The organism is Candidatus Nitrohelix vancouverensis (assembly GCA_015698305.1).
GTDB lineage: Bacteria > Nitrospinota > Nitrospinia > Nitrospinales > VA-1 > Nitrohelix > Nitrohelix vancouverensis.
On sequence record CP048620.1, the window covers coordinates 3,052,182 to 3,075,514 of the forward strand.

General features: G+C 51.3%; 20 protein-coding genes. 7 read left to right on the forward strand and 13 right to left on the reverse strand.

All coding sequences use genetic code 11. From position 1 onward, the window contains the following. Window positions 1-3: 3 nt before the first annotated feature. Complete coding sequence (locus G3M78_14180) at window positions 4-1,170, reverse strand: VCBS repeat-containing protein (protein QPJ66482.1); 1,167 nt, start codon at window positions 1,168-1,170, stop codon at window positions 4-6. Between the two features lie 80 nt (window positions 1,171-1,250). After that, complete coding sequence (locus tag G3M78_14185; protein QPJ66483.1) at window positions 1,251-2,804, reverse strand: SDR family oxidoreductase; 1,554 nt, start codon at window positions 2,802-2,804, stop codon at window positions 1,251-1,253. Between the two features lie 239 nt (window positions 2,805-3,043). Here G3M78_14185 and G3M78_14190 point away from each other — a divergent pair, with 239 nt between their 5' ends. After that, a complete protein-coding gene (locus tag G3M78_14190) occupies window positions 3,044-4,045 on the forward strand; it encodes a diguanylate cyclase (protein QPJ66484.1) in 1,002 nt (333 codons plus the stop codon). Here the strand turns inward: G3M78_14190 and G3M78_14195 are convergent. Both G3M78_14195 and G3M78_14200 read right to left on the reverse strand, forming a co-directional pair. Further along, entirely contained in the window at window positions 4,017-4,880 is an 864-nt protein-coding gene (locus G3M78_14195) for a formate/nitrite transporter family protein (GenBank protein QPJ66485.1), read from the reverse strand. The genes G3M78_14190 and G3M78_14195 overlap by 29 nt on opposite strands. 1 nt (window position 4,881) lies before the next feature. After that, window positions 4,882-6,480 carry a ferredoxin--nitrite reductase gene (locus G3M78_14200; protein ID QPJ66486.1) on the reverse strand — a complete coding sequence of 533 codons (1,599 nt, stop codon included), beginning with the start codon at window positions 6,478-6,480 and terminating at the stop codon, window positions 4,882-4,884. Between the two features lie 319 nt (window positions 6,481-6,799). Here G3M78_14200 and G3M78_14205 point away from each other — a divergent pair, with 319 nt between their 5' ends. Beyond that, window positions 6,800-7,081, forward strand: a complete 282-nt coding sequence (locus G3M78_14205) for a hypothetical protein (GenBank protein ID QPJ66487.1) — start codon at window positions 6,800-6,802, stop codon at window positions 7,079-7,081. 4 nt (window positions 7,082-7,085) lie between these two features. Here G3M78_14205 and G3M78_14210 read toward each other — a convergent pair whose 3' ends face one another. Continuing rightward, window positions 7,086-8,933 carry a DUF393 domain-containing protein gene (locus G3M78_14210; protein ID QPJ66488.1) on the reverse strand — a complete coding sequence of 616 codons (1,848 nt, stop codon included), beginning with the start codon at window positions 8,931-8,933 and terminating at the stop codon, window positions 7,086-7,088. Between the two features lie 366 nt (window positions 8,934-9,299). On the opposite strand from G3M78_14210, the gene G3M78_14215 reads away from it, so the two are divergent. Both G3M78_14215 and G3M78_14220 read left to right on the forward strand, forming a co-directional pair. Beyond that, window positions 9,300-10,883, forward strand: a complete 1,584-nt coding sequence (locus G3M78_14215; GenBank protein QPJ66489.1) for a pentapeptide repeat-containing protein — start codon at window positions 9,300-9,302, stop codon at window positions 10,881-10,883. A 179-nt stretch (window positions 10,884-11,062) separates the two neighbouring features. Beyond that, complete coding sequence (locus G3M78_14220) at window positions 11,063-12,040, forward strand: response regulator (protein ID QPJ66490.1); 978 nt, start codon at window positions 11,063-11,065, stop codon at window positions 12,038-12,040. 26 nt (window positions 12,041-12,066) lie between these two features. Here the strand turns inward: G3M78_14220 and G3M78_14225 are convergent, their stop codons facing one another. Next, window positions 12,067-13,353: a nucleoside permease nupX gene (locus tag G3M78_14225; protein ID QPJ66491.1), complete on the reverse strand. Its 1,287-nt coding sequence runs from the start codon at window positions 13,351-13,353 to the stop codon at window positions 12,067-12,069. Between the two features lie 35 nt (window positions 13,354-13,388). After that, window positions 13,389-13,643 (reverse strand): hypothetical protein, encoded by a 255-nt coding sequence (locus G3M78_14230; protein QPJ66492.1) that lies wholly within the window; start codon window positions 13,641-13,643, stop codon window positions 13,389-13,391. Window positions 13,644-13,808: 165 nt separating this feature from the next. Here G3M78_14230 and G3M78_14235 point away from each other — a divergent pair, with 165 nt between their 5' ends. The 3 genes from G3M78_14235 (at window position 13,809) to G3M78_14245 (ending at window position 16,541) form a co-directional block, all read left to right on the forward strand. After that, a complete protein-coding gene (locus G3M78_14235) occupies window positions 13,809-14,762 on the forward strand; it encodes a hypothetical protein (protein QPJ66493.1) in 954 nt (317 codons plus the stop codon). A gap of 152 nt (window positions 14,763-14,914) precedes the next feature. Beyond that, window positions 14,915-15,424, forward strand: a complete 510-nt coding sequence (locus G3M78_14240) for a hypothetical protein (GenBank protein ID QPJ66494.1) — start codon at window positions 14,915-14,917, stop codon at window positions 15,422-15,424. Window positions 15,425-15,611: 187 nt separating this feature from the next. After that, window positions 15,612-16,541 (forward strand): diguanylate cyclase, encoded by a 930-nt coding sequence (locus G3M78_14245; protein ID QPJ66495.1) that lies wholly within the window; start codon window positions 15,612-15,614, stop codon window positions 16,539-16,541. Between the two features lies 1 nt (window position 16,542). Here G3M78_14245 and G3M78_14250 read toward each other — a convergent pair whose 3' ends face one another. The 6 genes from G3M78_14250 to G3M78_14275 all read right to left on the reverse strand — a co-directional run bounded on the left by G3M78_14250 (window position 16,543) and on the right by G3M78_14275 (window position 23,286). Continuing rightward, window positions 16,543-17,196 (reverse strand): NifU family protein, encoded by a 654-nt coding sequence (locus tag G3M78_14250; GenBank protein ID QPJ66496.1) that lies wholly within the window; start codon window positions 17,194-17,196, stop codon window positions 16,543-16,545. Between the two features lie 102 nt (window positions 17,197-17,298). After that, window positions 17,299-19,005, reverse strand: a complete 1,707-nt coding sequence (locus tag G3M78_14255; GenBank protein QPJ66497.1) for a carbon starvation protein A — start codon at window positions 19,003-19,005, stop codon at window positions 17,299-17,301. Window positions 19,006-19,201: 196 nt separating this feature from the next. Next, window positions 19,202-20,488, reverse strand: coding sequence for an adenylosuccinate synthase (locus G3M78_14260; GenBank protein QPJ66498.1), 1,287 nt, complete (start codon window positions 20,486-20,488; stop codon window positions 19,202-19,204). A gap of 320 nt (window positions 20,489-20,808) precedes the next feature. Continuing rightward, the gene (locus tag G3M78_14265; protein ID QPJ66499.1) at window positions 20,809-21,210 is read right to left on the reverse strand and encodes a YkgJ family cysteine cluster protein; all 402 of its coding nucleotides are present in this window, start codon (window positions 21,208-21,210) and stop codon (window positions 20,809-20,811) included. Between the two features lie 3 nt (window positions 21,211-21,213). Then, the gene (gene proB / locus G3M78_14270; GenBank protein ID QPJ66500.1) at window positions 21,214-22,383 is read right to left on the reverse strand and encodes a glutamate 5-kinase; all 1,170 of its coding nucleotides are present in this window, start codon (window positions 22,381-22,383) and stop codon (window positions 21,214-21,216) included. A 72-nt stretch (window positions 22,384-22,455) separates the two neighbouring features. Continuing rightward, window positions 22,456-23,286 carry an alpha/beta hydrolase gene (locus G3M78_14275; GenBank protein QPJ66501.1) on the reverse strand — a complete coding sequence of 277 codons (831 nt, stop codon included), beginning with the start codon at window positions 23,284-23,286 and terminating at the stop codon, window positions 22,456-22,458. Between the last annotated feature and the right edge of the window lie 47 nt (window positions 23,287-23,333).

The window sequence follows — 23,333 nt, forward strand, 5'->3', positions numbered from 1 at the left end:
CGCTCAGGCCGTCTTTTTTTCTTTATCAGGGTAATGCGGCTTGGGGTTGACCATATTCTTTTTCAACAGAATATCGATGATACGTTTATCCCGACAGGTCACGGCGATATCGATCAAACCGTCCTTATTGAAATCTCCAACCACCATTCCCTGAGGATATTCGTCGACGCGATGGTAGATCGGAGGATATGTGAACGTTCCATCGCCATTTCCAACAGAGACGGTGATCGCATCATCGGTTGAATTGCTGACAGCGATGTCCGTCAAACCATCCCCGGTAAAATCAGCCGCCGCGACAAATTTTGGAAACGTTCCCGAAGCAAAATCACGCAGAGCTTCAAACGACTTGTCGCCCTTGTTCAAAATCGCGGTCATCGCATGGAGAACGTTGCTCGACGTTACAAAGTCGACCAAGCCATCGCCGTTGGCATCGATATTGACGATCGTCAAAGGTTGGCCGCCTCCCTTAAATAATTCAGACGGCTCGAAAGTTCCATCGTCTTTGCCCCAGAGAATCTGCACTCCGGTATTGCCAGAACCCGCCAGAGCCACCGCAACGTCTGTTTTCTTATCGTGATTATAATCGCCCGTAACCAGTCCGGTCGGCTGTCCCTTCACCGCAATTCCCACGGGATCCGTGAATTTTCCGTTGCCTTTGGCTAACATGACTTCCACTTTGTGATAGCGCATGGTAACGACCAGATCGTCCATACCATCGTGGTTGAAATCCGCCGCGGCCAGATTGATCGGAATCTTTCCCGGGTGCAGGAAAACGCCTGTGTCTCTAAAACTTCCCGATTTCGTATTGAGGAATATGCGCACCGTCTGGTCTGCGTAATTCAATACCGCAAGATCTAGAAAAGCGTCTGCGTTGAACAAACCCGCCGCAACGCAAATGGGGTCTTTCCCCGTGTTGAATACGATCTGGTCTTTGAATGTGCCGTCGCCAATCCCCTTATAATAGGAAAAGGTATGGTCGCCGCTATTGGTGGCGATCAAATCCAGATTGCCGTCCATATCAAAATCTTCAGAAATAATGAAGGACGGTTCAAGCCCCGTTTCCATCGTGTGACCGATCAAAAACATGGGGGGCAGTTTTTTAGCCAGTTTCGGCGGTTTACATGCGGCCAGAATCAGTACAAGCAACAGAAGAAAAAATACTTTTTTCATTAATAGCCAACAACAGAAAGGGTGATTAATAATGTATCAAATGGGTTCCATCCCCTAAACGATGGGAATAATTTAGCATATCATAGCGCCCGGATTTGCACAATGCCCCCCGTTTCTTCAGTGGCTTGACGGTGAAAATGCTGAAGCATGCCCTCGAAAATGTAGGTGTGAAACTTTGACAAGGTCGTCCAGTAAAGTTGTCCCCAAAAGGGTTTGGGAATGAAATGCGCGGTGAGAACAAGACGCGTCTCCATTTCGTTCAGCGGTTCCAACTGAAACTGGAGCCAGGACAGCCCCGGAGAAATCATCTCCGCCCGTAACAACAGCTCTCGATCCGGAGTCAGTTTTTCCACCCGCCAGAAGTCCACCGAATCGCCCAAACGCAACTGATTTTCATCTCGTCTGCCGCGTTGCAAACCCACCCCGCCGATGGATCGGTCGATCCATCCGCGAATTTCCCAAAGCAGATTGGCGTGCGCCCAACCGTGTTTTCCGCCAATGCGACACACCAACTCAAATACTTTGGACGCCGGCGCCGGGATGACTCTATGATGCTGATCCGTCACAAAATTTGCCGATTCGAATTCGCAGAGCGGCAACAAATCGCTCATACGATCCGGGGGAACGTCTGTCCAGTGCGAGAACACGCGAAACTGCTGTTCCTTCTCCTGCGCCCAGACCACGGCGGTGTTGAAATCCAGCGGCGTGAACGGCAAAACCGTACGTATGTCCTGTTCATGGCAGACCACATCCGTCTTCAAACTGCTCAATAATAATGAAGTGATATTAATGGGGATCGCGGTGAAAATATGCAACCAGCAAGCGTACAAACGGCACAACCATTCAACAGGCAAGGGAACCCAGGACACATCGACAAATCGCACGCGCTTTCCCAGAATGCGCGCAAACTGTAAAATGAGATCTTTGTACAGTAACTTGTCCCGCCCGCCGATCTGATAGATACGCGAAGTCAAATCGGGAACCTCAAGAACGCCGACGAGATACTTGATCACATCGCGAATCGCAATCGGCTGGCACCAGGAATTGAACTCTCGAATGAATGGAATCAATCGATGATTCACTACCAGCGACTTGAGTAATTCATAGGACGCGCTCCCCGTGCCCAGAATGATCGCCGCCCGCAATCGAATCACGGTCATATTGCCTTTGGCAAGTATGTCGCCGACCTGCTTGCGGCTTTTCAGATGTTGCGACATCCCGCCGCTCAACTCGCCGAGACCGCCGAGATAGATGATTTTTTTTACGCCGCTCTCCTTAGCAACTTCAACAAAATTCTGCGCGCTACGTTGATCGTTCCCGATAAAATCCTTTTTCTTACCGCGCATGCTGTGAATCAGGTAATAAGCGGCATCCACGCCTTCCATAGCCGGGCGCAAGGATTCACTATCCAGACAATCCGCATAGACATTTTCAATACGGGGATGATTCAGTATGGCGGGATTTCCGCGACTGCGGAACATGCAACGAACCCGGTAACCGCGAAAGATCAATTCAGGAATCAAACGATGCGCGACATAGCCGTTGGCCCCGGTCACCAGAATTCTTGCGCCTTCAGTTTCCGGTCGGGTGGGTAAATCATCGCAATAGTGATAATTGACTTTTTCCGGGTCCATAAAAAAAATATGAACCCTGTGGGCATGAATGGCAACCTAAAAAGCGCAGGATCGAATCCTTCAAAAAGAATCGCTCCCTTGTCCTCGCTCGCTGATAACAGTTCCGCACAGACGCCTGCGACAGATGCACCGTCCTGAGAAACAAAGTAACATTCACCCTTAATTTCCTAGCCATTTAGCCTGTTTTTTCATAAGATACACATTCAAGCATCCGATCACAAGAATTTGGCGCGAGGGAAATGACGGTTTTAAAAGACTACATTTTAAAAAATGCCGAAGGCCTTATCCTGGCGCTGATTATGTTCTCAGCCACCTGGATTCACCTGTTTGTCCCCTTCAAAATTTCCATTCTCAATTTTTACTATCTTCCCATCATGATCACCGGGTACTTGCTCGGCAAACGCCTCGCTATTCTTTACGCATTCTTCACCGTTCTGTTGATCTGGATTTTCATACTCGCGAACAAATCCGCTTATCTGATTTTCAAAGATCAGTTCGAACTGAATATCGATCTGACTCTGTGGGGCGGCTTCCTGATTCTGGCGGGATGGGCGGGCAGTCTTTCTGAAAACCTCAAGGATGAATTGAAACGAAGGATTGTTCTGCAAGAAGAACTGGCTCAGGATCGGGAGCGTCTTCGAATACTCAACAAGGAATTGAATGAAGCGAACGTTAAACTCGAAAACAAAATCCTTGAGCGCAACAAAGAACTCGAAGAGTCCAACGAGGAATTAAAAAAACTCTCGCTCACCGACCCGCTCACAAAATTATTGAACCGAAGAAGTTGCGACGAAAGATTCCAATATGAAATGGCGCGATTCGACCGGGCAAAAATTCCATTCTGCGTCATTTTATGCGACCTCGATCATTTCAAGGAGATCAACGACAGCTTCGGTCACGACGCTGGCGACTATGTGCTGGCGGAATCGGCCCGCATTCTGAAGGAGAATGCGAGACGCACCGATATGATTTTTCGCTGGGGAGGCGAAGAGTTTCTCGCGCTCCTGACCGGAACGGAAATGAAGGGCGCCCTCGCCGTCGCCGAAAAGTTCAGAGCCACCATTGAAGAAACTCAGTTTGAAAAAGACGACGCTAAAATAAAAGTCACGCTCAGTCTGGGGGTGAGCCTCTTTCAATCCGGTCAGTCCATGAGTGAATGCATCAAGGTTGCCGATCAAAATTTATACGCCGCCAAGCAGGCCGGGCGCAATCTCATCGTTCCCGCACGGGCAGAACCCTGATCTCATTCAAAGAGTTGGCATCATACAAACTGGCGGAAACAACTTCATTCTCCTCGTCGGCCTTTTTCGATTCCTGCGACGCGAACCAGTAGACCGCGCCCACCATGATGCCGCCGCCAACAAGGTTACCCGCCGTAACCAGAATCTGATTGTAAACAAAACCCATTATTGAAACCTCCGGCCCATGCGGCAACATCAGCGCCAGACCCAACAGAGATTGATTGGCGATGCTATGCTCAAACCCGCTTCCAATGAAAGCGAACAGGCACCAGAAAATCATGACCAGTCGCGCAGTTTCGCTTTTCGTGCGAGCCGCAATCCAAACGGCGAGGCACACCAGCCAGTTGCACAACACGCCGCGAAGAAACGCTTCCTTAACGCCCAATCCCATCTTCCCCGCCGCAACGGTCGCCAGCAAATCCCGAGTCGAAGAACCCAAAACGCCGCTTTCCGCAACCAGCCAGGCCAGCAAGAGCGAGCCTGCCAGATTGCCGACGAAGCAGATCGCAAATAATTTCACGATAGTAACGTAACCCATTTGGCGACTCAGGCGCCCCACGGCAAACACCATATTGTTTCCCGTGAACAATTCAGCCCCGGCAAACACGACCAGACTGAGCGCCACGCCAAACGAAGCGCCCATCAATAATTTCAAGAAGGGCTGAAACGAAGACTGCGCCACCGGCCCGCCGATTGAAAATATCAGCACGATGCCAAAACCAAGATATACGCCCGCCAAGGCCGACAATAGAAAATATCCCATTGGCGAGCGATTCATGAAAACCACTTTGTTTTCAGCGGCGTTCGACATAGCTTGTATCTCTTCTGTATACATGTCATCCCTCCATCGCCAAAGGCGCATTCAGCGGTTTCTTCGCTATCGTATCCTTAACCAACGTTGCTCCCCGCGCCCGACTCTTCGCTCCACGTTTGCCCTTCTTCACCGGGTGCATCTTTTCGCGGGTGTGATAGGGAATGATATGAGCCAGCACCTCAGGAAGAATATCGCAGGGAACATTCTCCATCATTTTAACGGCCAGCTTCGGGTGCGGTCCCGCTCTACCACCCATGAAAATATCGACAGCATCCACAACGACGCCGCCGACGCGCGCCTTCTTGCCGAGCAAGCCGACGTCCGCCACCAGGTGATTGCCGCAACCCGCCGGGCACCCGGACCAGTGCATGGAAATGGGATCGCTCTTTCCCAGCTTGGCCTCCAGACGCTTCGCCGTTTGCAGAGCGCGGGACTTGGTTTCGATGGTCGCCATGTGGCAGTAATCGCTCCCCACGCAACTCACCAGATCGGAGGAAACGCCGGAAGGATAATAAAGAAATTCTTTCAACAACGGCTCTTCCAAAAAATCGCCCAGCTTCTTGTCTGAGATATTTGTCAGAATCAAGGACTGACCCGCCGTGAAACGAATTTCACCCGACCCGTATTTTTCCGAAAGATCCGCCAGCCCCTCCAGCTTCTCCGCCTGAATGCGACCGACCATGATCTTCAAGCCGACATAATTCATCGTGCTCTGTTTTTGCCGATAAATTCCAATATGCTCGGAACGTGCCAACTCGCGCTGATCGACCCCGGCGACGCTCAACTCGCGACCCAAGCGCAAAGTCAGGGCCTCGCGGAATTTTTCCTCGCCCCATTCCTCAATCAAGAACGCCAGTCGGTTCTGCGTACGGATTTCGCGCGAGCCGTGATCGCGGAACAGAGCGATGATTCCCAAACAAGTCTCCACCGCCTCTTCCGGCGTTACAAATACATTCAAAGGCGTCGCGATCCGGTATCCGCCCGACCCCAGTTTTCCGCCGACGATGATATTGAAACCCTGCGTCTCCGTCCCGTCCGGACTGACGGCTGGAATCAGCCCCAGATCCTGCGTCTCCGTGTGCAAACAATTTTCGGTGCATCCCGTGATCGCGATATTGAATTTCCTTGGCAGATTGCTGTACTCCGGATTTCCCAACAAATGGTCGTTCAACGCCGACACGATCCATGAAGCGTCCATCGCTTCCTTGGGATTCAATCCGGCAACCGCGCAACCCATGATGTTGCGCACGTTGTCCATCCCGGTTTGCGCTGAAGTGAGACCCACCGCTTCAAGGATTTCGAAAACATGCGGCACGTTTTCAATTTCCAAATGTCGTATCTGCAATTGCTGACGCGTGGTGACGTCGATCTCTCCATTCCCGTAACACCGCGCAATCTGGGTCAGAGCCTTGATCTGATGAGAAAATGATTTTCCGTTCGGAATGCGAACACGAAGCATGAAGTAACCCGGCGTTGGTTTGCGCAGAAACAATCCATACCATTTCAAACGTTGAACATCCGCCTCGCTGATCGACTCCCAGCCCTTTTCCGCAAACGCTTTGATATCTTCTTTTATGAGCAATCCATCTTTCTCTGATTTTATTTTCTCAATCGCATTCATGTGAAGTCATCCTCGTATTCAGTGGTGAGTCTGCAAGTAATACAAACAGGGATTACAATTTCTGTGCCAGACGCGGAAAAGCCTTTAAACAGTGAGGAAGGGTGATATTGAGGGTGAACGGAGAGAGGAAAGGAACGCTTGCGGCGCCGCAAAAAATCGCAAAGTATCTGCCAGCGCTTAAAAAAAAGGCGCCGTACAGAGCAATGCCGTGACAACCGGGAATCCCATAAAAATATTTGAAAAATATAGATAAATCGTTAACATGAATGAAGAAATGGAAGGCGTTCTCTGCAAATGATTCAACGACCCGGATGAATATATGGAACCCACCACATTCTCATCTTTCTTGAACAGTTCGGAATTTTCAATTCCCTTGGGGCAGGTCATTCTGTTCGTTGTGGTTTCTTCAATTTGTTTGATGTTGGGGAGACACAAACTGGGATTGCTGGTTTCTTTTTGTTTCGCATTTTACTGGGGCTTCGTTTTCAACCGGGAAACGCTTGTCGATATGCTGGGGCATTCCACCGGCCTGTACATCTACGCCTTTTGCGGACTGGCCATGATCGGGCTGGCGCTCATCAGTTTCAGCCAGGAAAGGTGATTCCTTAATCACGGTCGCGGGATTCCAGAACGGGAGCGTACAAACCCAGACGCTCTCTCTTCCACCACTTGCCTTCCCGGCTTTTTGTTTCCCAATCCGTGAATTTGTAATCGAATAAAACCGCGCGCAAATAACGCGGCGGACGCTCTGGAAAAGGATTGTCCGCAAACAGGCCCAGAACCGGTTGCGAACCTTTAAGCATTTGATCCATCATCCGCAACAACCAGAAATTTCTTTTGTAATTTCCGAGAGCGGCGAACCACATCTGCCAATCCAGACGCGGTTGATGCGGAGCGACAAAACGCGGCGCCTCGTCGAGCGCTCCCGGCTTCCACTTGAAAGTATAATCCAGCCATTCTTTTCCATCGCGACTCCCCTGTATCACGATCTCCCGACGCAGGGTCGTCATCCAGGCAAACAAACCATAAGAGTTGATCGAATGAAAAGGACTCACCCAGCGATTCGCCTGCGCAATCAAACCCGACGGCTTGTAGGACCGGTCGATCATGGGAACCGTCTGCGTCCATATCGTTAAAACCAGCCAGATCATCGCAAAACACGCAATGAGCGTTCGATGAATTAAGGGCAATGGCTTTGGCAACAACGTCGCCCCTCGCCTGTTAAAAAACACAGGCGCCCATCGCTTCAAGGTATCATCGTCCAGCAAGGAAATGCAGAGCGTCAAAGTCAGCGCGTTGAAGAAGCAGTAGTTCCCCGTCAAGAGAATCAGGGTTTGCAGAAACAAGAAGGCAAAGAAGGCGATGACGCGGCATTTTCGAGATCCAAAGATAAGAAAGGGAACCGCCAACTGTATCAGAAAAACGACAAAGACTGAGACCTGTTGAATCGAGGTCGGCAATTGATGCGCATACCATCCAAGCCAGGTCGGCAAGGGCTGGGTCTCATAATGAAAATTCAAGGCGCGCAATTCAGTCCAGTTAGAGTCTCCCCCAAACGCCTTCACCCAGCCGGAAGAAAACATGACTTTGAACAACAGCAAGCGACATAACCAGATCGCAAGGATCGACGGCTCCGTTCGCGCCCTCGCCGCCATCCACCATTGAAGTGGAGATAGCAGAATCGCAATGACGCCGGCTTCCAGCAACAAGGTATCCCACTGGTAGCCCATAAAAATGCCGCCCACCTGCACGATCGACAGATACAAAAACCATAGCAGAAAAAAAACGAGCATTGGAACCGCGCCAAGCGCCGCCAGAAGCGCCAGAGCCATCCCCGCGAAACAAACGCCCATCAGAAAGGCATCGCTGGAGTTGATCCAGAAGAGCGTAGGATAACGCCACAAGCGATCCTCGCCTCCGCGTTCCGCAAACGCCTGCAAGGTGGACTCAAGCGGGAGAATCCCCTGACTGCCCAGCAAACCTGTCGCCTGCAAAGCCAAAGAACCGAAAGCAATAAAATAGATGCAGGCCAGCAAGACCAGAATCAGACGTCGCGCCAGAAGGTATTCCTCCTGCGCAGAACCACACCAGCGCTGTATCGCCCCCAGTTCCATACGGCGATTGGCGACGGCTCGATAAACCGCTTCGCAGACCCGGGAGGCTCCAGGGAGCTTTCGATAACAACCCAGCGGCCACTTCGCCAAGGCGCCCGGAGCATGCGACAAAGCGCGAAACACGGCTTCGGCGCCAGCGTAGACCGAGCCATCCGGCTCCACCAGTTGCACCGACTTCTCAAACTGTTCCCGAGAGATGTTCGGAAACCGCGAAGCGACTTCCTGATACGGCGCGTAGTCCACCCGATCCGCCGTTACATGCCCCCAACGCTCGATCCAGAACAAACAAAATCCGCAATCGCCGTCATAAATCAATAAAGGTTTTCCAATTGTCGCCATAGGAGCCTGCGCCGTTCACCGGCGTTTGATTAAAATTCAAAATTTACAAATGAGAACAACTGGAGCTAAACGATCTATAGAATTAGTATACCCTTTATCAGCCAATGGTAACGCCGTCACGCCCGTCATGATTGCCTCGAACACAGAATTTTGAAGCCAATCAACTCGCTCCACAAGCCTCGACGGCGCCACAGCCCAGACAACTTTAACCCGCGATTCCATATATATAGAATAGCGATTTTTTATTCTTCCTTGCGTTATCCTCCATTGTGATATATTTTCTCCATTTGGCCTTTTAATTCATATCATACTCCGGGAGCGCTCCTGAGAAGGAATGCGACCGTTCACTTTATCAGGAAAGTTGCGATGCCAGATCTGACTCGGGAAGAAGTCGAAAGCATATTGGATGAATATGCCGAAACTTTGAAAGCTCAAATGCAGGAAGAGGAAGACGAGTTCGTTGATGAAGACGATGATTTCGATATAGAAGACGACGATGATGAGGACGATGAAGACGAAACATCTTCTGAAGATTCAGAATCTGATGATTCAGAATCCTCCGAAGAATCTGAATCCTCAGAAGAGTCGGAAACTGGCTCCGAACTGGCGACTACGGAGGAAGGCATCGCAGAAATCGAAGAAATTGTTTTAGGGCCGCTTGAAGAAAAAGATCTGTCAGGACTCGACCTGTCCGGCCTCAACTTCTTCACAATCAGCCTGTCCGGTTCCAATCTATCCGAGTGCAATTTACAGGGAGCCGATCTTTCCGGAACCAATCTGGAAAACAGCGATCTGACCAAAGCTAAATTGGTCGACGCCAATCTGGAAGCCGCTCGACTGCATGGCGCCATTCTCAAAGAAGCCTCAATGGAAGACGCCAATTTTCAGGACGCCGACGCATCCAACGTAGACGCGCAAAACGCTACGATGGAAAACGCCAATTTGCGACGCTCCAAGTGGTCTCAGGCCAACTTGACCGAAGCGAACCTCATGGAAACCAATTTATCCCGAAGCGATTTTTCAAAAGCGATTCTGGTTCGAGCAAAAATGGAAAACTGCGATATCACCCGTTCCAAATTCAATGGCGCCGATTTATCCGCCGCGATTCTGACCGATTCCAAGATGAGCATGTCCGGTTTTTTCGAATGCAATCTCAAAGCGGCCAATTTGATGCGCGCTCAGCTCAAGGGCGCGAAATTATGCGGCGCTGATTTGACCGACGTTCGCATGCCGCGCGCCGACCTGACCAGCGCCGATTTATCGGAAGCGACCGTTCACAACGTGGACCTCTCCCATGCAAAACTGGGCGGCGCCATTCTACGCAGAACCAGCTTGCAGAATTCCGACCTCAGCGAAACCGACCTGAACGTCGCTGATTTGACAGGAGCCAATCTGGTGAATATCAATTTGCGCGGGGCCAATCTCGGACGCATCAAATTATTTCAGGCTCAGATGGAAGGGGCTTATCTCTCGGGAGCCAGCTTGATCAAAGCCAAAATGGACAAGGTCAATTTGAACAACGCCGATCTCAGCGGAGCCAATTTGTCCGGGGCTGAACTCAATGAAGCCAACCTTGAGAATACGGATTTGAGTCGGGCGACCATCGTGGAAGCCTCTCTTAAAAACACGAATCTGAAGAACACCTATTTATTAGGCGCCGACCTGCGTAAAACCAATTTAACGGAATCCCAGCTACAGGGTTCGCAAATGAGCGGCTCCAAACTGACCCGCACGATTCTGGTTCGAGCCGATCTGAGCGATGCGGATATGCGACGTTGCGATCTCGAACACGCCAACCTGACCGACGCGATTCTGAAAAAAGCCGACCTTTCCGGCTCTAAAGCGGCTGAGGCCGTTTTCAAAAACGCCGACCTGAGCTCTGCCAATCTGCAGAACGTAGACACCACCGATACCGTCTTCGACGGTTGCAAAGGCTACGACGCCCCCTGAGCCAATCTGCGTTCAACCGGCTCCACGCTCGCCTCATTGAGCGCCAGTGAAATATTTTTCTGGACTACGCCCAAAACGTCGGTGATACTAATAGGAATAGCGATTAATTCAAGCGGATTTAATTCACATTGGCAATGATCGTAATCTTAAAATACGATCACCAATGAACGGATTATTTAATGCCAGACCATTTTTCAGACAAACAAGCGCTGGTCGCGGATAATTCGTCGGTGATGACCCGGATCATCAAAAACAACCTCGTCTCCCTGGGGTTCACTCCAGAGAATGTCGTGGTGGTTTCCGACGGCAATCAGGCGAATCTGATGCTGGGACTCAGCGACTTCCATTTGCTGATCACCGGTTATCATATGAAATTCATGAACGGGGTCGAGCTTGCAATCGCGGTCAGAACAAACAGCTCGGATGCTATAAAAAACATTCGGCATCTGATCATCACCGCTGAAACTAAAAGTAATATAGTCGATCAATTTGCTCCCGCCGGGTGCAACGGCTACATCAACAAGCCATTCACGTTTAAAACGTTTCAGAGCAAAATTCACGAAGTTTTCGGGCTCGAAGCAGACACAAAAGAGGAAGAAGCCATCAGCGAAAAAAGTTCTGTTTCCTCTTCAACAGAAAGCGACCTTAAAGTGGACCCAAAAATTGTTTCAGCCTTTTCGGAAAGCGCGATCGAATCTCTTGGACAATACATGGTGAGCGCTGTCGCGGGCAAACCCACCAATAGCCTGGACGGAAGTTTTTATTTTGGTTCTCTCGTCAATCTGAATGATCCCGCGCATTCCACCCAGGTCAATGTCGCGCTGTATTTCCCCAAAGACGTCGCCTGCTCGATTTACGAAGGAATTTTTGGCGAAGTGGATATCGAACAGGTCTGCGGCGTGGTTCAGGAGTTGGCGAATATCATCGGCGGCATCGTCAAACCCAAGATATCCGGGTTGACTCAGGAGATCGTGAGTCTGGTCAACGCAGAGGCTGTCGACGAACAGGAGTTGGACTTTCAACTCGGTTTGCCCGAAGCCAAGATGGGAGAGGATTATAAATTCGACATCAACGGAGACGACTCTTCAAATTTCATCATTCCGTTTCAGGTCAACGACGACTCGATATTAATGGAAGTGCAGATCGCAAAATCCTGAACACCCTCCCCTCGATCCAGCGCGCCTCAAACAAATACCCCGGCAATACTCCCCGTCATTAACGTAGCAAGAAACGACGTCCACAATGCCTTCATCCCCAGCACGGAGATTTCCCTCATGCGTTCGGGAACCAATGCCGAGAGGCCTCCAACAAAAATCCCGAAGCTCGCAAGATGAACAAAACCGCATAAGGAATAGGCGAGAATGATCACCGAGCGCGGAGACAAGGCGGCATCTCCAGCTTGCAAGGCGGCCAGACTGAAATAAGAAGCCACCTCGGTTTCAATGAAGCGCGACCCCAGTATGCGAGCCGCCGCCTGCCATTCCTCCGGGTTCAAGCCGAGCAAGGCGACAAAGGGAAGCGTCAGCCAGCCCATGATCCGTTCCAGAGAAAGATCCTGTCCCGAAACGCTCGGCAATCCCGTCAAAGCCAGATCAATGATCGCTTCAACGCCCAGAGCCACGATCAGGGCCGTCGCAATGCCCACCGCCATTTTCATTCCCTGCGCGCCGCCATCCAGCAGAGCCGTCATCAAATTAGACGCGCCCTCCGTTTTTCCAGCGTCCTGTTCAGAAAAACGAATCTCCTCGGGAATCCGGCCTAATGTTTCCGGGCGATCCTCTTCGGGAAGAAACAGTTTCGCCGCGACCGCGGCGCAGGGAATGGAAATGATGGAAGCAGATACCAGATGACCGGCGATATTGGGGATCACATCCTTCAAGGCAATCACATAGATACCCAGCACGGTGCTGGCGACGGTCGCCATCATGCAGGTCAGAATCATCAGCAATTCGGAGCGCGTCATACTTCTCAAAAAAGGCCGCACCGCAATTCCAGACTCGACGCCGACAAATATATTGGAAGCCGCCGCCAAAGACTCCGCCCCGGAGACGCCGAGGAATTTGTAAAACAGTTTTGCAAACAGACCGACAATCCCTTGCATCACTTTCAAATAATACAATGCGCCAACGATGGCCGAAAAAAAGATCACCGACGGCAGTACCTGAACCGCCAGAATGAAACCGACCGAGCGCGTCCCATCGGGAAGGGTCTGCCCCGGCCCCAAAGCCAGAGGGCCAAACAAAAATACGGCCCCTTTTTGTGAAGCGACGATCAATCCAACCAGAGCGTCGTTCAACCAGCTCAGCGCGCTACGCGAACCGGGAAACATAAAAACAATGGCGCCCAATACCCAGGCCAGGCCAGCGGCCCCGGCAAAGGTTCGAAAATTGAAAGCGCGACGTCCGCCAGTCGCCCAGGCCAGAGCCGCAAACGTCCAGAAGCCGAAAAATGATATCAGTTTAAATTCCAATCGCCCCTCCCTTCACTAGTCGAATCTCATCCCGATCATTTGAATTTTAACTTCATCGCCAAAATCGAAAGCGCCAGGATCAAGGTCAACACATTTGCCAGAATCATTGGAGTGGAGTGGATCAAGATTCCGTAAACCAACCAACACGCCACGCCAACGCAAAAGACAATAAACATTGTCAGTGAAATGTCGGCGGCGGACCGAGTCTTCCATGTTTTGGTGACCTGGGGAACAAACGCCAGAGTGGTCAGCATGCCCGCCACATAGCCCAACAGGGAGATCGAATCCATAGAGTTGTATCCATTCGTTAAGGAAAACCATTTGCTCAAACGATGTCTCTTCGAACACTTCGTCACCAGCTTGGAAGCAAGCTATCCCCTTGTTTTAAGCGGTAATTTATCCGATAATTATAGCTATTGAACCCTACGAACCGCAGGATTTCACAATCTATCATAATGATCGCTCTGCCCGAAACCAAATTCCCAAAGAGACTGTCAGGACTCCTCTTCTTCGCTTGGGCGACTCTCCTCGCAGGCTGTGCGGAAACGCCCTGGACACAAGAGGGCGATATAGTTGCCAACCTGGAAAATGTTCACACCAGTGACGGAGCGCAAAGTGAGCAAAGCGCCGAAGCCGAGAGGGCTGAACCCTCCCCCATCGTGGCTCAGACTGAGCCATCAAAATTCATGGTTCTCCACGCGCCAGTCAGAGTTTTAGAAGCGACAACCCAGTTCGTGGAACCTGTACGCGAATCCATCATAAAAGCATTTGCGGAAAGCGGATTTTCCCACGCGGCGGCCATAGACTACCCCAAATTCGAACAATCCCTGAACGCTCACAACAACTTGACAGCCGATCAGATTTTCCTGGACCACGCCCAGGATTACGAGCCGCGCTATCTGGTTTTGTTTGACATCGAAGTCAACTCCGCGAATAAACATCGCGCGCTCGCCGCGCTCCGGGCCAAAACTTTCGATGTCCCAACCGGACGCCTGATCTCCATTACGGAAAAATTCGCAGAAATTCCATGGAGCCAAAGCGCCCTCAACGCTGATGAGACCCTGGCCTCCGCCGCGCTGGAAACGGCGCGCGAAGCTTCTGCCGTCATGATTCGCGCCGCGAAACGGAACGACGAGATCGGTCGCCCGGAAGAATTTCGGCTCGTGTTTCTCGGCTTTTCAGAAAATGAAATGGACGGTATTTTTGAAATCGTATCCGCAATGGATTTTCATGAAATCAAGGAAGTTGAATTCGAAGCGGGACGCATGGACGTGATTGCCTTACATTCCGGAAGCGCCATTGCATTGAGAAGGGAAATCCGCAACACATTTCGTCGCATCTATTTCCCAATGGAAACGGTTTTGATAGACGATCATGAAATACACTTTCGGGCCGTCCAGGAGAATTGACCCTGCGCATCCAGGTTTGAATTCAGAATACTGGATGCGATACCGCTTAAACTTCTTATGACAAGGCTTGAGACGCAAATTTTAATCACCGATACCGACAAGACGCTGACGCCTCTGTCGTAAATCTTTTTTCACCAGAACAGGAATTTTTAATGGACGATTGCCCCTGCGGTTCAAATTTCTCCTACTCCGACTGTTGCGCGCCGTTGGTAAACGGAACAGGACGCGCCGACACGGCGGAAGATTTAATGCGCTCGCGCTATTCCGCTTACGTTAAAAAACGATACGACTATTTGGTAAAAACATCTTCAGGCGGCTCCAAAACGCTGGAAGACTATCAGCAATCCTGCGAGCAAACGGTTTGGCAGGGACTGGAAATCAACGGCGTCGATAAGGGACAATTCGACGATGCTGAAGGACAGGTCGCCTTCACCGCGACCTTCACTCAGGATGGCAAGAAGCAATACCTGAGGGAACATTCTCATTTCATCAAAAAAAGCGGGCAATGGTTCTATGACGAAGCCACTTCGCACCCGGTACACACTCAGACCCCGCAAAAAACATCCAGCAAACCCTTCAAACGAGAAGGAAGCAAAGTGGGGCGCAACGATCCCTGCCCCTGTGGCAGTTCTAAAAAATATAAAAAATGCTGTGGTAAATAGCTATGATTGTTCATCAACAATAAGTAATGATAAATTCAGCATAGGCAAGCCCTTGCGCCTTGGCGTTTTTCTGTATAAGCTGTAAATGTAATAACTTGAAAATAGGCGTTTTCAGGTTCCGCATAAGTATGCAAACACACGTTAGCGAGTCGTAACGGTTCACATCCGACTCAATTTAGGCGCAACGATGAACGATTCAAATAAATTAACCGCCCCTGTTGACACTTCTAAAATTCTCATTGTCGACGACTCGAACGTTAATCTCGATGTTTTGAGAAAGATACTGGAGAGCGAAAATTTCTCGGTCTTTGTCGCTCCCTCCGGAACGGTCACGCTCAAAATCGCTCCCGAGGTGCAACCGGATCTGATTCTACTGGATATCATGATGCCCGACATTGACGGCTTCGAGACCTGCCAGCGCTTGAAGGAAAATCCACTGACGGCAGATATCCCGATCATTTTTCTCAGCGCGAAATCCGACACGGAAGATATGGTCAAAGGATTTTCACTTGGCGCCGTGGATTTCATTCAGAAGCCCTTTCAGGGAGAAATCGTCATAGCCCGCGCGAAGACTCATATCAAAGTTAAAAAACTGATCGAGCAGATTAAAAGCGCATCGAATAGCGACCCTCTCACCGGTCTCTTGAATCGAAGAGGCATGAACGAAAAACTCGAAGAGGAAATCGCGCGATTTCAGCGAAACCGCCAGCCATTCTGCCTGTTGCTGGGAGACATTGATTTTTTCAAACGCGTCAACGACGACTACGGTCACGCGATGGGCGATCATGTCTTGAAGGAAATCGCGCGCATCATGAACCTGCATTCAAGAAAAAACGACTGGATTTCGCGCTGGGGCGGAGAGGAATTTCTAATCTTATTGACCGAAACCCCGCTCGATGGAGCGATGAAACGGGCTGAAACCTTGAGGAGAGAAGTGGAAAACGCCGTCATTCATTTTGACGATGAAACCATCAAGGTGACAATGAGTCTTGGGGTGTCGGTGTACAACGACGAGACCAAAAACCTCGACGCTTGCATTCAAACCGCCGACGAATATCTTTATCAAGCCAAAGATAACGGCAGAAATCAGGTCATGGGACCCAATCAGGAGTCGTGATCTAAACTGATTTGACTTCCAGAGACATATGGATCTGCTGGCGCAGTTGATCCTGTATGTACTTCAACGTTCCCGTGGTCGAGGTGGGGCAACTGCCGCAGGCGCCTTGGTAGAGAATTTTGACGGTGTTTCCATCAATCCCCTTCAACTCCACGCCGCCTCCATCCTTGGCCAGATTCGAACGGATGGAGCGATTCAACACCATCTCCACGGCTTTTAATTTATCTTCCACTGAAAACTTCATGAAATTTTCAACATCCACATCCAGCTTCTCAGCAACCACTTCTTCTGGATAAACCTCAACCCACTGATCGATGGTTTTCCATACCTTGTCTTTAAGCGGCCCCCAATAGGATGCGCCTGATTTGGTGACCGTGACAAAATTCTGCATGACATAAACGTTCTGGATATCTTCCAGTTCGAAAATTGCCTTGCCCATCGGGTCGCTTTCGCTTTCCGACAAAGTCGAATAAGACTTGTTTCCCACATCCAGAATCTGCGCGTTCAAAACAAACTGCAATGCATTGGGATTGGGCGTTTCGCGTGTGCGAATCACTTTAATGACCTTGTTCGACGGCTTGGCGGGTTTCGCCGCTGTCGTTTTAGGCGTTTCGCTTTTCTTTTCCCTTTGCGCAAGAATTTCGCTGAGTTTCATTTTATAACCTTGGTATTTAGCCTGGAAAACATCATCATAAACCAATATGAGCGCAATTCCAATCCCTTTGCAAGAGAAACTGTCATGCCCAGGCGACGCCAATCATTCGGCGATACTGGGCGCGGCTCCCATATCATTCTTACTCTGTAGCGAACGCACTCCCTCTTTGCCGACAAAAAGAGCCAGACCTATCAGCGTCAAGGCCGTCACCCCCAATATCCAGTTCGGTTCTGGTTGCGTGAAAAACTGATACGCCTGCCAGCCCAAGGCGCCAAGCGTCGTCGCCAACATAAACACCGCAGGAATCAAGGCATAACGGACGGGTTTTTTAACTGCGATCAGATAGGTTGAAATCACAAACAAGGCGACGGCGGCGATCAGTTGATTGGTCGCGCCGAATATGGGCCAGATTTTCTGCCAGCCTTCTGTGGAGCCGATCAAATACGCCGCGAAAATAATCACCGCCGTCGCGACGTATTTATTTTGCAAAGGCAGAACCGATTTCCCCACCGACTCCTGAACGATGAAGCGGGTGATGCGCGCCGCCGAATCCAGCGTGGTCAAAACAAAGGTATTCAAAGCCAGCACGGCGATCATCGCCGCGAAAGTCAAGCTGATGCCCGGAATCATCTGGTGCACAATATTTCCAAAACCGTTGCCGTAAGCCAGTATCCAACCGCCCGACTGCAAAGTCTCCCGGAATCCGAGAACGCTCATATCCACGCCGCCGGCAACGGGGGCGGTCCAGTACAAACCGCCTCCCACCAGAAGCACCGTCATGACGGCGACCACGCCTTCCGTCAACATTCCGCCGTAGCCGATGGGACGGCCCTGCGATTCCGTCGACAATTGCTTCGAGGTCGTCCCCCCGGCAACCAGTGAATGAAATCCCGACACCGCGCCGCAGGCCACCAACACAAACAACATTGGCCAGACCGGTCCCTGAGCTTCGGACTGCCAGCCGGAAAAGGCCGGGGTATTCAATTCAGGACGCACCCACAGCAGAGCCAGCATCCCCAAAGACAACGAGCCAAATAAAATATAGGTCGAAAGATAATCTCGCGGTTGTAACAATATCTGCACCGGCAGGACCGAGGCCACCCCGGCGTAAATCATCAGTATAACAAACCAGAACATCAGCGGCGACAATCCCAGCAAACCGGCTTCCGGCAGTTCCACCGGAAATTGAAAACCAATATAAATATTCAGGATCAGCACGCCGACGCCTACGCAGGAAGCCAGGCCCAGATGACAATTTTTCCGATAGATGCACCAGCCCAGAATCATGGAAACAGGAATGATGGCAAAGGTCGGGAACACCATTTCCGGTTGAGCGATGAGGGTTTTCGCCGCCACCACGCCGAAGACCGCGATCACCAGCAACATGGCCAGCACCAGGAACAGCGCGAACACGGCTTTGGCGCGGAAGCCCATCGTCGTCTCAGCGATTTCAGCGATCGAACTGCCGCGATTGCGCACCGACACCATGAGCGTCAGATAATCGTGCACCGCTCCGATGAACACGTTGCCAATGAGGATCCAAAGCAGAGTCACCGCCCAGCCGAAATGATGCATGGCGATGATCGGCCCGATCACCGGCCCGGCGCCCGCTATGGACGCAAAATTATGACCGAACAGAACCAGAGGCTTGCTGGGTACAAAATCAACTCCATCAGACTGGTTATGAGCGGGTGTGTGTTTGCTGTTGTCCGGCTGGATGATGTCGCGGTCGAGTAACCCCGCGTAAAAACGGTAGCCGACAAAATAGAAGAAAAGGCAGGAAAATATGAGTATAGCGACCGCAAGCATGTTTCGTATCCGTTAGCAGATGAAAAAACCGGGCGTCGGTCGGCGATTGACTGCGCGATCCCGCCAGGCATTTGACCTGGGATATTGTATAATCTGAAGGTCGCCGATGACAAACAATCTTTGCGCAAATGTATCTACCGAATTTTCCCCTGATAGCAATCGGGGATCATCGCGACGCGATCGCGGAACCCCGGCCTTAAAACAACTCTTTCATGCGAATGGTCTGCTCGCTTTGCGGTCCGGTGGAAATCATCAGGAACTCGACGCCCAGCATTTTTTTCAAGGCCTCAACATAAGTCTTCGCCTTGGCGGGAAGATCCTTGTATTCACTGATGCCCTCCGTGCTTTCCTTCCAGCCTTCAAATTCCGTATAAACCGGCTCGCATTTTTCCAGAATTTCGACGTCCGCAGGCACTTCATGGATTTCCTGACCGTCATAGCGATAGCTCGTGCAAACCTTCAAAACCTCGAAATCGTCCAGCACGTCAATCTTGGTGAGCGCCAGACCGCTGATGCCGTTGAGCTCTACCGCATAACGACCGATCACAGCATCGAACCAGCCGCAACGTCGCGGGCGTCCCGTCGTCGCGCCAAACTCATGCCCGGCCTTGCGCAACTGCTCGCCTTCCGCATCCAGCAATTCCGTCGGGAACGGGCCTTCGCCAACGCGAGTGGTGTAAGCCTTGATAACGCCAGCGACGTTAGTGATCAGCGTTGGGGGAATGCCGAGTCCCGTACAGGCGCCGCCTGAGGTTGAATTGGAGGACGTGACAAAAGGATAGGTTCCGTGATCCACATCCAGCATGGTTCCCTGCGCGCCTTCGCACAGTATCTTCTTTCCCAATTTGACCTGATCTCTTAAAAAAACATGCGTGTTGACCAGTCGATCCAGTATCGTCGCGCGTGCGGTGAGCAGTTTCTCGAACATCTCGTCGAACGCGGGCAGATCGTAGTCGAACAGACTTTTCATGATGGTCTTTTTTTCCTCATGATTGGCCTTCACCATGCGTCGCAATCGGTTTTCGTCTTGCAAATCGCAAGTGCGAACCCCGGCCCGGGCGATCTTGTCAGAGTAAGAGGGGCCGATGCCTCGTCCCGTCGTCCCGATCTTCTGATACTTCGCATCGTTTTCGCGGCTGGTGTCGGAACAACAATGGTAAGGAAGGATGATATTGGCCCGGTCGGAAATCAGCAGGCGGTCCGAAAAATCTATCTCGGCTCCTTTTAACTGTTCCATTTCGTCCATCAAGGCCTGCGGGTCGATGACCACGCCATTGCCAATCACGCAGATCTTGTCCTTGTGGAAGATGCCGGATGGGATCAGATGCAGGACATACTGGGCGCCACCGTGAAAAATAGTGTGACCGGCATTGTGTCCACCCTGATAACGCGCAACAATATCCGCCTGCTCCGCAAGTATATCGACGATCTTTCCTTTTCCTTCGTCACCCCACTGCATTCCAGCAACCACCGCAATAGACATAGTCTTCTTTCTAATCCCAAAATGGACGTTGTTTGATTTCTTGAAAATTTAATATGGATTTGAAAACGCTACAGGCTCGCAGGTTCTTCAAGGCGACGGCTATTCTTCATCCGGTTGCGCATTATGCGTTTGGCGCAAGGGAATGTCAAGCCAGCGAGCCCGCATCCCGAACCGCCGTTTTCATAATGAAGTTCTAACAATATCGAATCATGGGCGTTAACGGGAGGGACAGCGCCATTGAGCTTCGGTCAAGGGCGCATCCATATCGCCTTAAAGGATTTTCTTTCAAGATGATACACCCCTGGCAACCGCGAAGAGGTCTACTGATCCATCAATTGCGACGCAATGGACCTTGGCGAAATTTGCGGCCCCAGACCGATGCCCGGACACTCCTCCGCAGTCGAACTCCAGCGAGCTCTTGTCGTCATATTCTCAGGCCAGAAGGGAAAGGTGCGACATTGCTTCGGTTTCGCCGGGTGAATGGCGCATCCGCTGGACGACAAAAATGCGCAGGGGCGATCCGTTTCCACTTCCAGCAACCAGACATCGTTCTCGCATTTTAAATACTGGTCCTTGAACGCATGCGCCTTGATGGACAAAAATTTCGATGCGTTCTCGATATCTTCCTTGTCAAAATAGACAACGCCCGGTTTGGAGCAACACTGGAAACAATCCGTTTTGCATTCAAATTTTACGACCTCTTTTTCCCACCAGAGAGCCATGCCTCACTCCAGCAATGCGAGGTCGTCGCGATGCACCACCTCTTCGTAAAAATTGTCCCCCAGTTTCTGTCGAATATCCGCAGTCTTTTTTCCCTTGATCTCATTCAGGTCGCGCGTGCTGTAATTCACCAGACCGCGAGCGATTTCCACATTGCTCTCATTGACGATGCTGACGGAATTGCCAAACTCGAAACTGCCTTCCACGCGAACCACTCCGGCGGGAAGCAGGCTCTTGTTTTTCTGCAACAAGGCCCCTTCGGCGCCTGCGTCTACAAAAATCCGCCCCTGCGGTTTCAGCGTGTGGGCGATCCAGTGCTTGCGGTTGCCGATCTTGCGACGGTCGGACCAGAACAGGGTTCCGACCTCTTCGCCCTTGAAAAATTTATCCAGTATTTTTTTATCCAGACCGTTCAGCAGGAAGGTGGGGATGCCCGAACTCATGGTCTTCTTCGCCGCCAGCACCTTGGTGTACATGCCGCCAACCGCAAGGCGATTGGATGTTTTCCCCGCCAGTTTTTCCACATCCTCCGTCACCCGGTCGACCTGCGAAATCAATTCCGGCGGCGCTTCGCCTTTCGGCGTTTTCATCATCGGATTGCGCGTGTACAGACCTTCCACATCGGAGAGGATGATTAGGGCCTGAGCGTCCACCAGACAGGCGACGGTCGCCGACAAGGTGTCGTTGTCGCCGATCTTGATCTCGTCCACGGTGACCGTATCATTTTCGTTGATGATGGGAACCGCCCCATAGCGTATGAGCGTTTCAATGGTGTGCTTGGCGTTGAGGTAACGTCTGCGATTTCCCAGATCGTCGTGGCTCAGCAGAATCTGCGCCACCTTCATGCCCTGCTTTTCCAGTTTTTTCTCGTAGGTGTGCATCAGGAAACTTTGACCGATCGCCGCGCAAGCCTGCTTTTCTGGAATGGTCAGGTTCGCTCGCGCCAGTCCCAGTCGCTCCCGACCCGCCATGATGGCGCCGGAAGAAACCAGCACCGTCTCGCAGTTTTTTCCTGCGATCATCTTGATCTTGCGCGCGTAGTGCAGAACCATCTCGGGACTGAGCCCGCGCGTCAATCCCTTGCCCGGTTCCTGGTGAGAGATCACGCTACTGCCGATCTTGATGACCACCCGCTTCAAATTATTTAAGATATACCGACGCGTTTCGCTGGACATGAATGACTGAAAAATTCCTGAAAAGATAATTTAATGAAACGTTCAATCTATAACAGAATGCGCCCTGCTTGGCTAAAGTTTTTTAGCCGCCGCCAGCGCGCCGACGATGAAGCGGTCCCATTGCCTGAGGTATTCGCCGGTATTCACGAAATAGGTGTCGTTGTGTCCCGCGCCTTCGATGGCATAGAATTCTTTAGGCTCTTTCGCCGCTGAATACAAACGCTGTCCCATGGAGAAAGGAACGATTTCATCCTGCGAACCGTGCGCGATGAGTTTGGGAAGGGTCAAGCGGGGAATCTTTTCCAGCGAATTCATTTTCGACTGAATCGCCCATCCCAGAGAAAAGAGGGGGAACATTTCTCGCGCCATGTCGCTCGCCGAAGTGAAACCAGACTCGACAATGAGACCCGCCGCCGGATTGTGCAGGGCCGTTTCCACCGCGCAAGCGGCGCCCAGCGAACGACCGAATAAAATCAACCACTCCGGCACAATATTCCGAACCTTCACAAGATAGTCGTAGGCGGCCTGCGAATCCGCATACAAACCCATCTCGTCCGGCTTGCCCTCGCTTTTCCCGTAACCGCGATAATCAAAGATGAAAATATTCAAGCGAAGCGCTTGCAGTTTTTGGATATTATCCAAACGGTGGGTGATGTTGCCTGCATTGCCGTGAAACCACAGCAAGGTCGCCTTAGCTTCCGGGACGGGGAAAAACCAGCCATGCAATTGCGGACCGCCGGGCGCGCTGAACGAGACTTCCTCCGATTGCAATCCGTAGGATTGCGGATTCCAGTTCCCGACAGGGTGACGCATCGGGTGATAGACCAGAGACGATTCGAAACCAACCAGCGTCAGGGCGAAAACAAACACGGCCCCCACTCCCCATCCAAGCAATCCCAGCATCACCGCCCCCGCTTTCCCGAATCAAAAATTTAACGGCAACGTCCGCC

Bases quoted from the DNA above. Each gene is read 5' to 3' on its own strand.
- G3M78_14180 (QPJ66482.1), bottom strand. From the start codon at position 1,170: ATGAAAAAAGTATTTTTTCTTCTGTTGCTTGTACTGATTCTGGCCGCA.
- G3M78_14185 (QPJ66483.1), bottom strand. From the start codon at position 2,804: ATGGACCCGGAAAAAGTCAATTATCACTATTGCGATGATTTACCCACC.
- G3M78_14190 (QPJ66484.1), top strand. From the start codon at position 3,044: ATGACGGTTTTAAAAGACTACATTTTAAAAAATGCCGAAGGCCTTATC.
- G3M78_14195 (QPJ66485.1), bottom strand. From the start codon at position 4,880: ATGTATACAGAAGAGATACAAGCTATGTCGAACGCCGCTGAAAACAAA.
- G3M78_14200 (QPJ66486.1), bottom strand. From the start codon at position 6,480: ATGAATGCGATTGAGAAAATAAAATCAGAGAAAGATGGATTGCTCATA.
- G3M78_14205 (QPJ66487.1), top strand. From the start codon at position 6,800: ATGGAACCCACCACATTCTCATCTTTCTTGAACAGTTCGGAATTTTCA.
- G3M78_14210 (QPJ66488.1), bottom strand. From the start codon at position 8,933: ATGGCGACAATTGGAAAACCTTTATTGATTTATGACGGCGATTGCGGA.
- G3M78_14215 (QPJ66489.1), top strand. From the start codon at position 9,300: ATGCCAGATCTGACTCGGGAAGAAGTCGAAAGCATATTGGATGAATAT.
- G3M78_14220 (QPJ66490.1), top strand. From the start codon at position 11,063: ATGCCAGACCATTTTTCAGACAAACAAGCGCTGGTCGCGGATAATTCG.
- G3M78_14230 (QPJ66492.1), bottom strand. From the start codon at position 13,643: ATGGATTCGATCTCCCTGTTGGGCTATGTGGCGGGCATGCTGACCACT.
- G3M78_14235 (QPJ66493.1), top strand. From the start codon at position 13,809: ATGATCGCTCTGCCCGAAACCAAATTCCCAAAGAGACTGTCAGGACTC.
- G3M78_14240 (QPJ66494.1), top strand. From the start codon at position 14,915: ATGGACGATTGCCCCTGCGGTTCAAATTTCTCCTACTCCGACTGTTGC.
- G3M78_14245 (QPJ66495.1), top strand. From the start codon at position 15,612: ATGAACGATTCAAATAAATTAACCGCCCCTGTTGACACTTCTAAAATT.
- G3M78_14250 (QPJ66496.1), bottom strand. From the start codon at position 17,196: ATGAAACTCAGCGAAATTCTTGCGCAAAGGGAAAAGAAAAGCGAAACG.
- G3M78_14255 (QPJ66497.1), bottom strand. From the start codon at position 19,005: ATGCTTGCGGTCGCTATACTCATATTTTCCTGCCTTTTCTTCTATTTT.
- G3M78_14260 (QPJ66498.1), bottom strand. From the start codon at position 20,488: ATGTCTATTGCGGTGGTTGCTGGAATGCAGTGGGGTGACGAAGGAAAA.
- G3M78_14265 (QPJ66499.1), bottom strand. From the start codon at position 21,210: ATGGCTCTCTGGTGGGAAAAAGAGGTCGTAAAATTTGAATGCAAAACG.
- proB (QPJ66500.1), bottom strand. From the start codon at position 22,383: ATGTCCAGCGAAACGCGTCGGTATATCTTAAATAATTTGAAGCGGGTG.
- G3M78_14275 (QPJ66501.1), bottom strand. From the start codon at position 23,286: ATGCTGGGATTGCTTGGATGGGGAGTGGGGGCCGTGTTTGTTTTCGCC.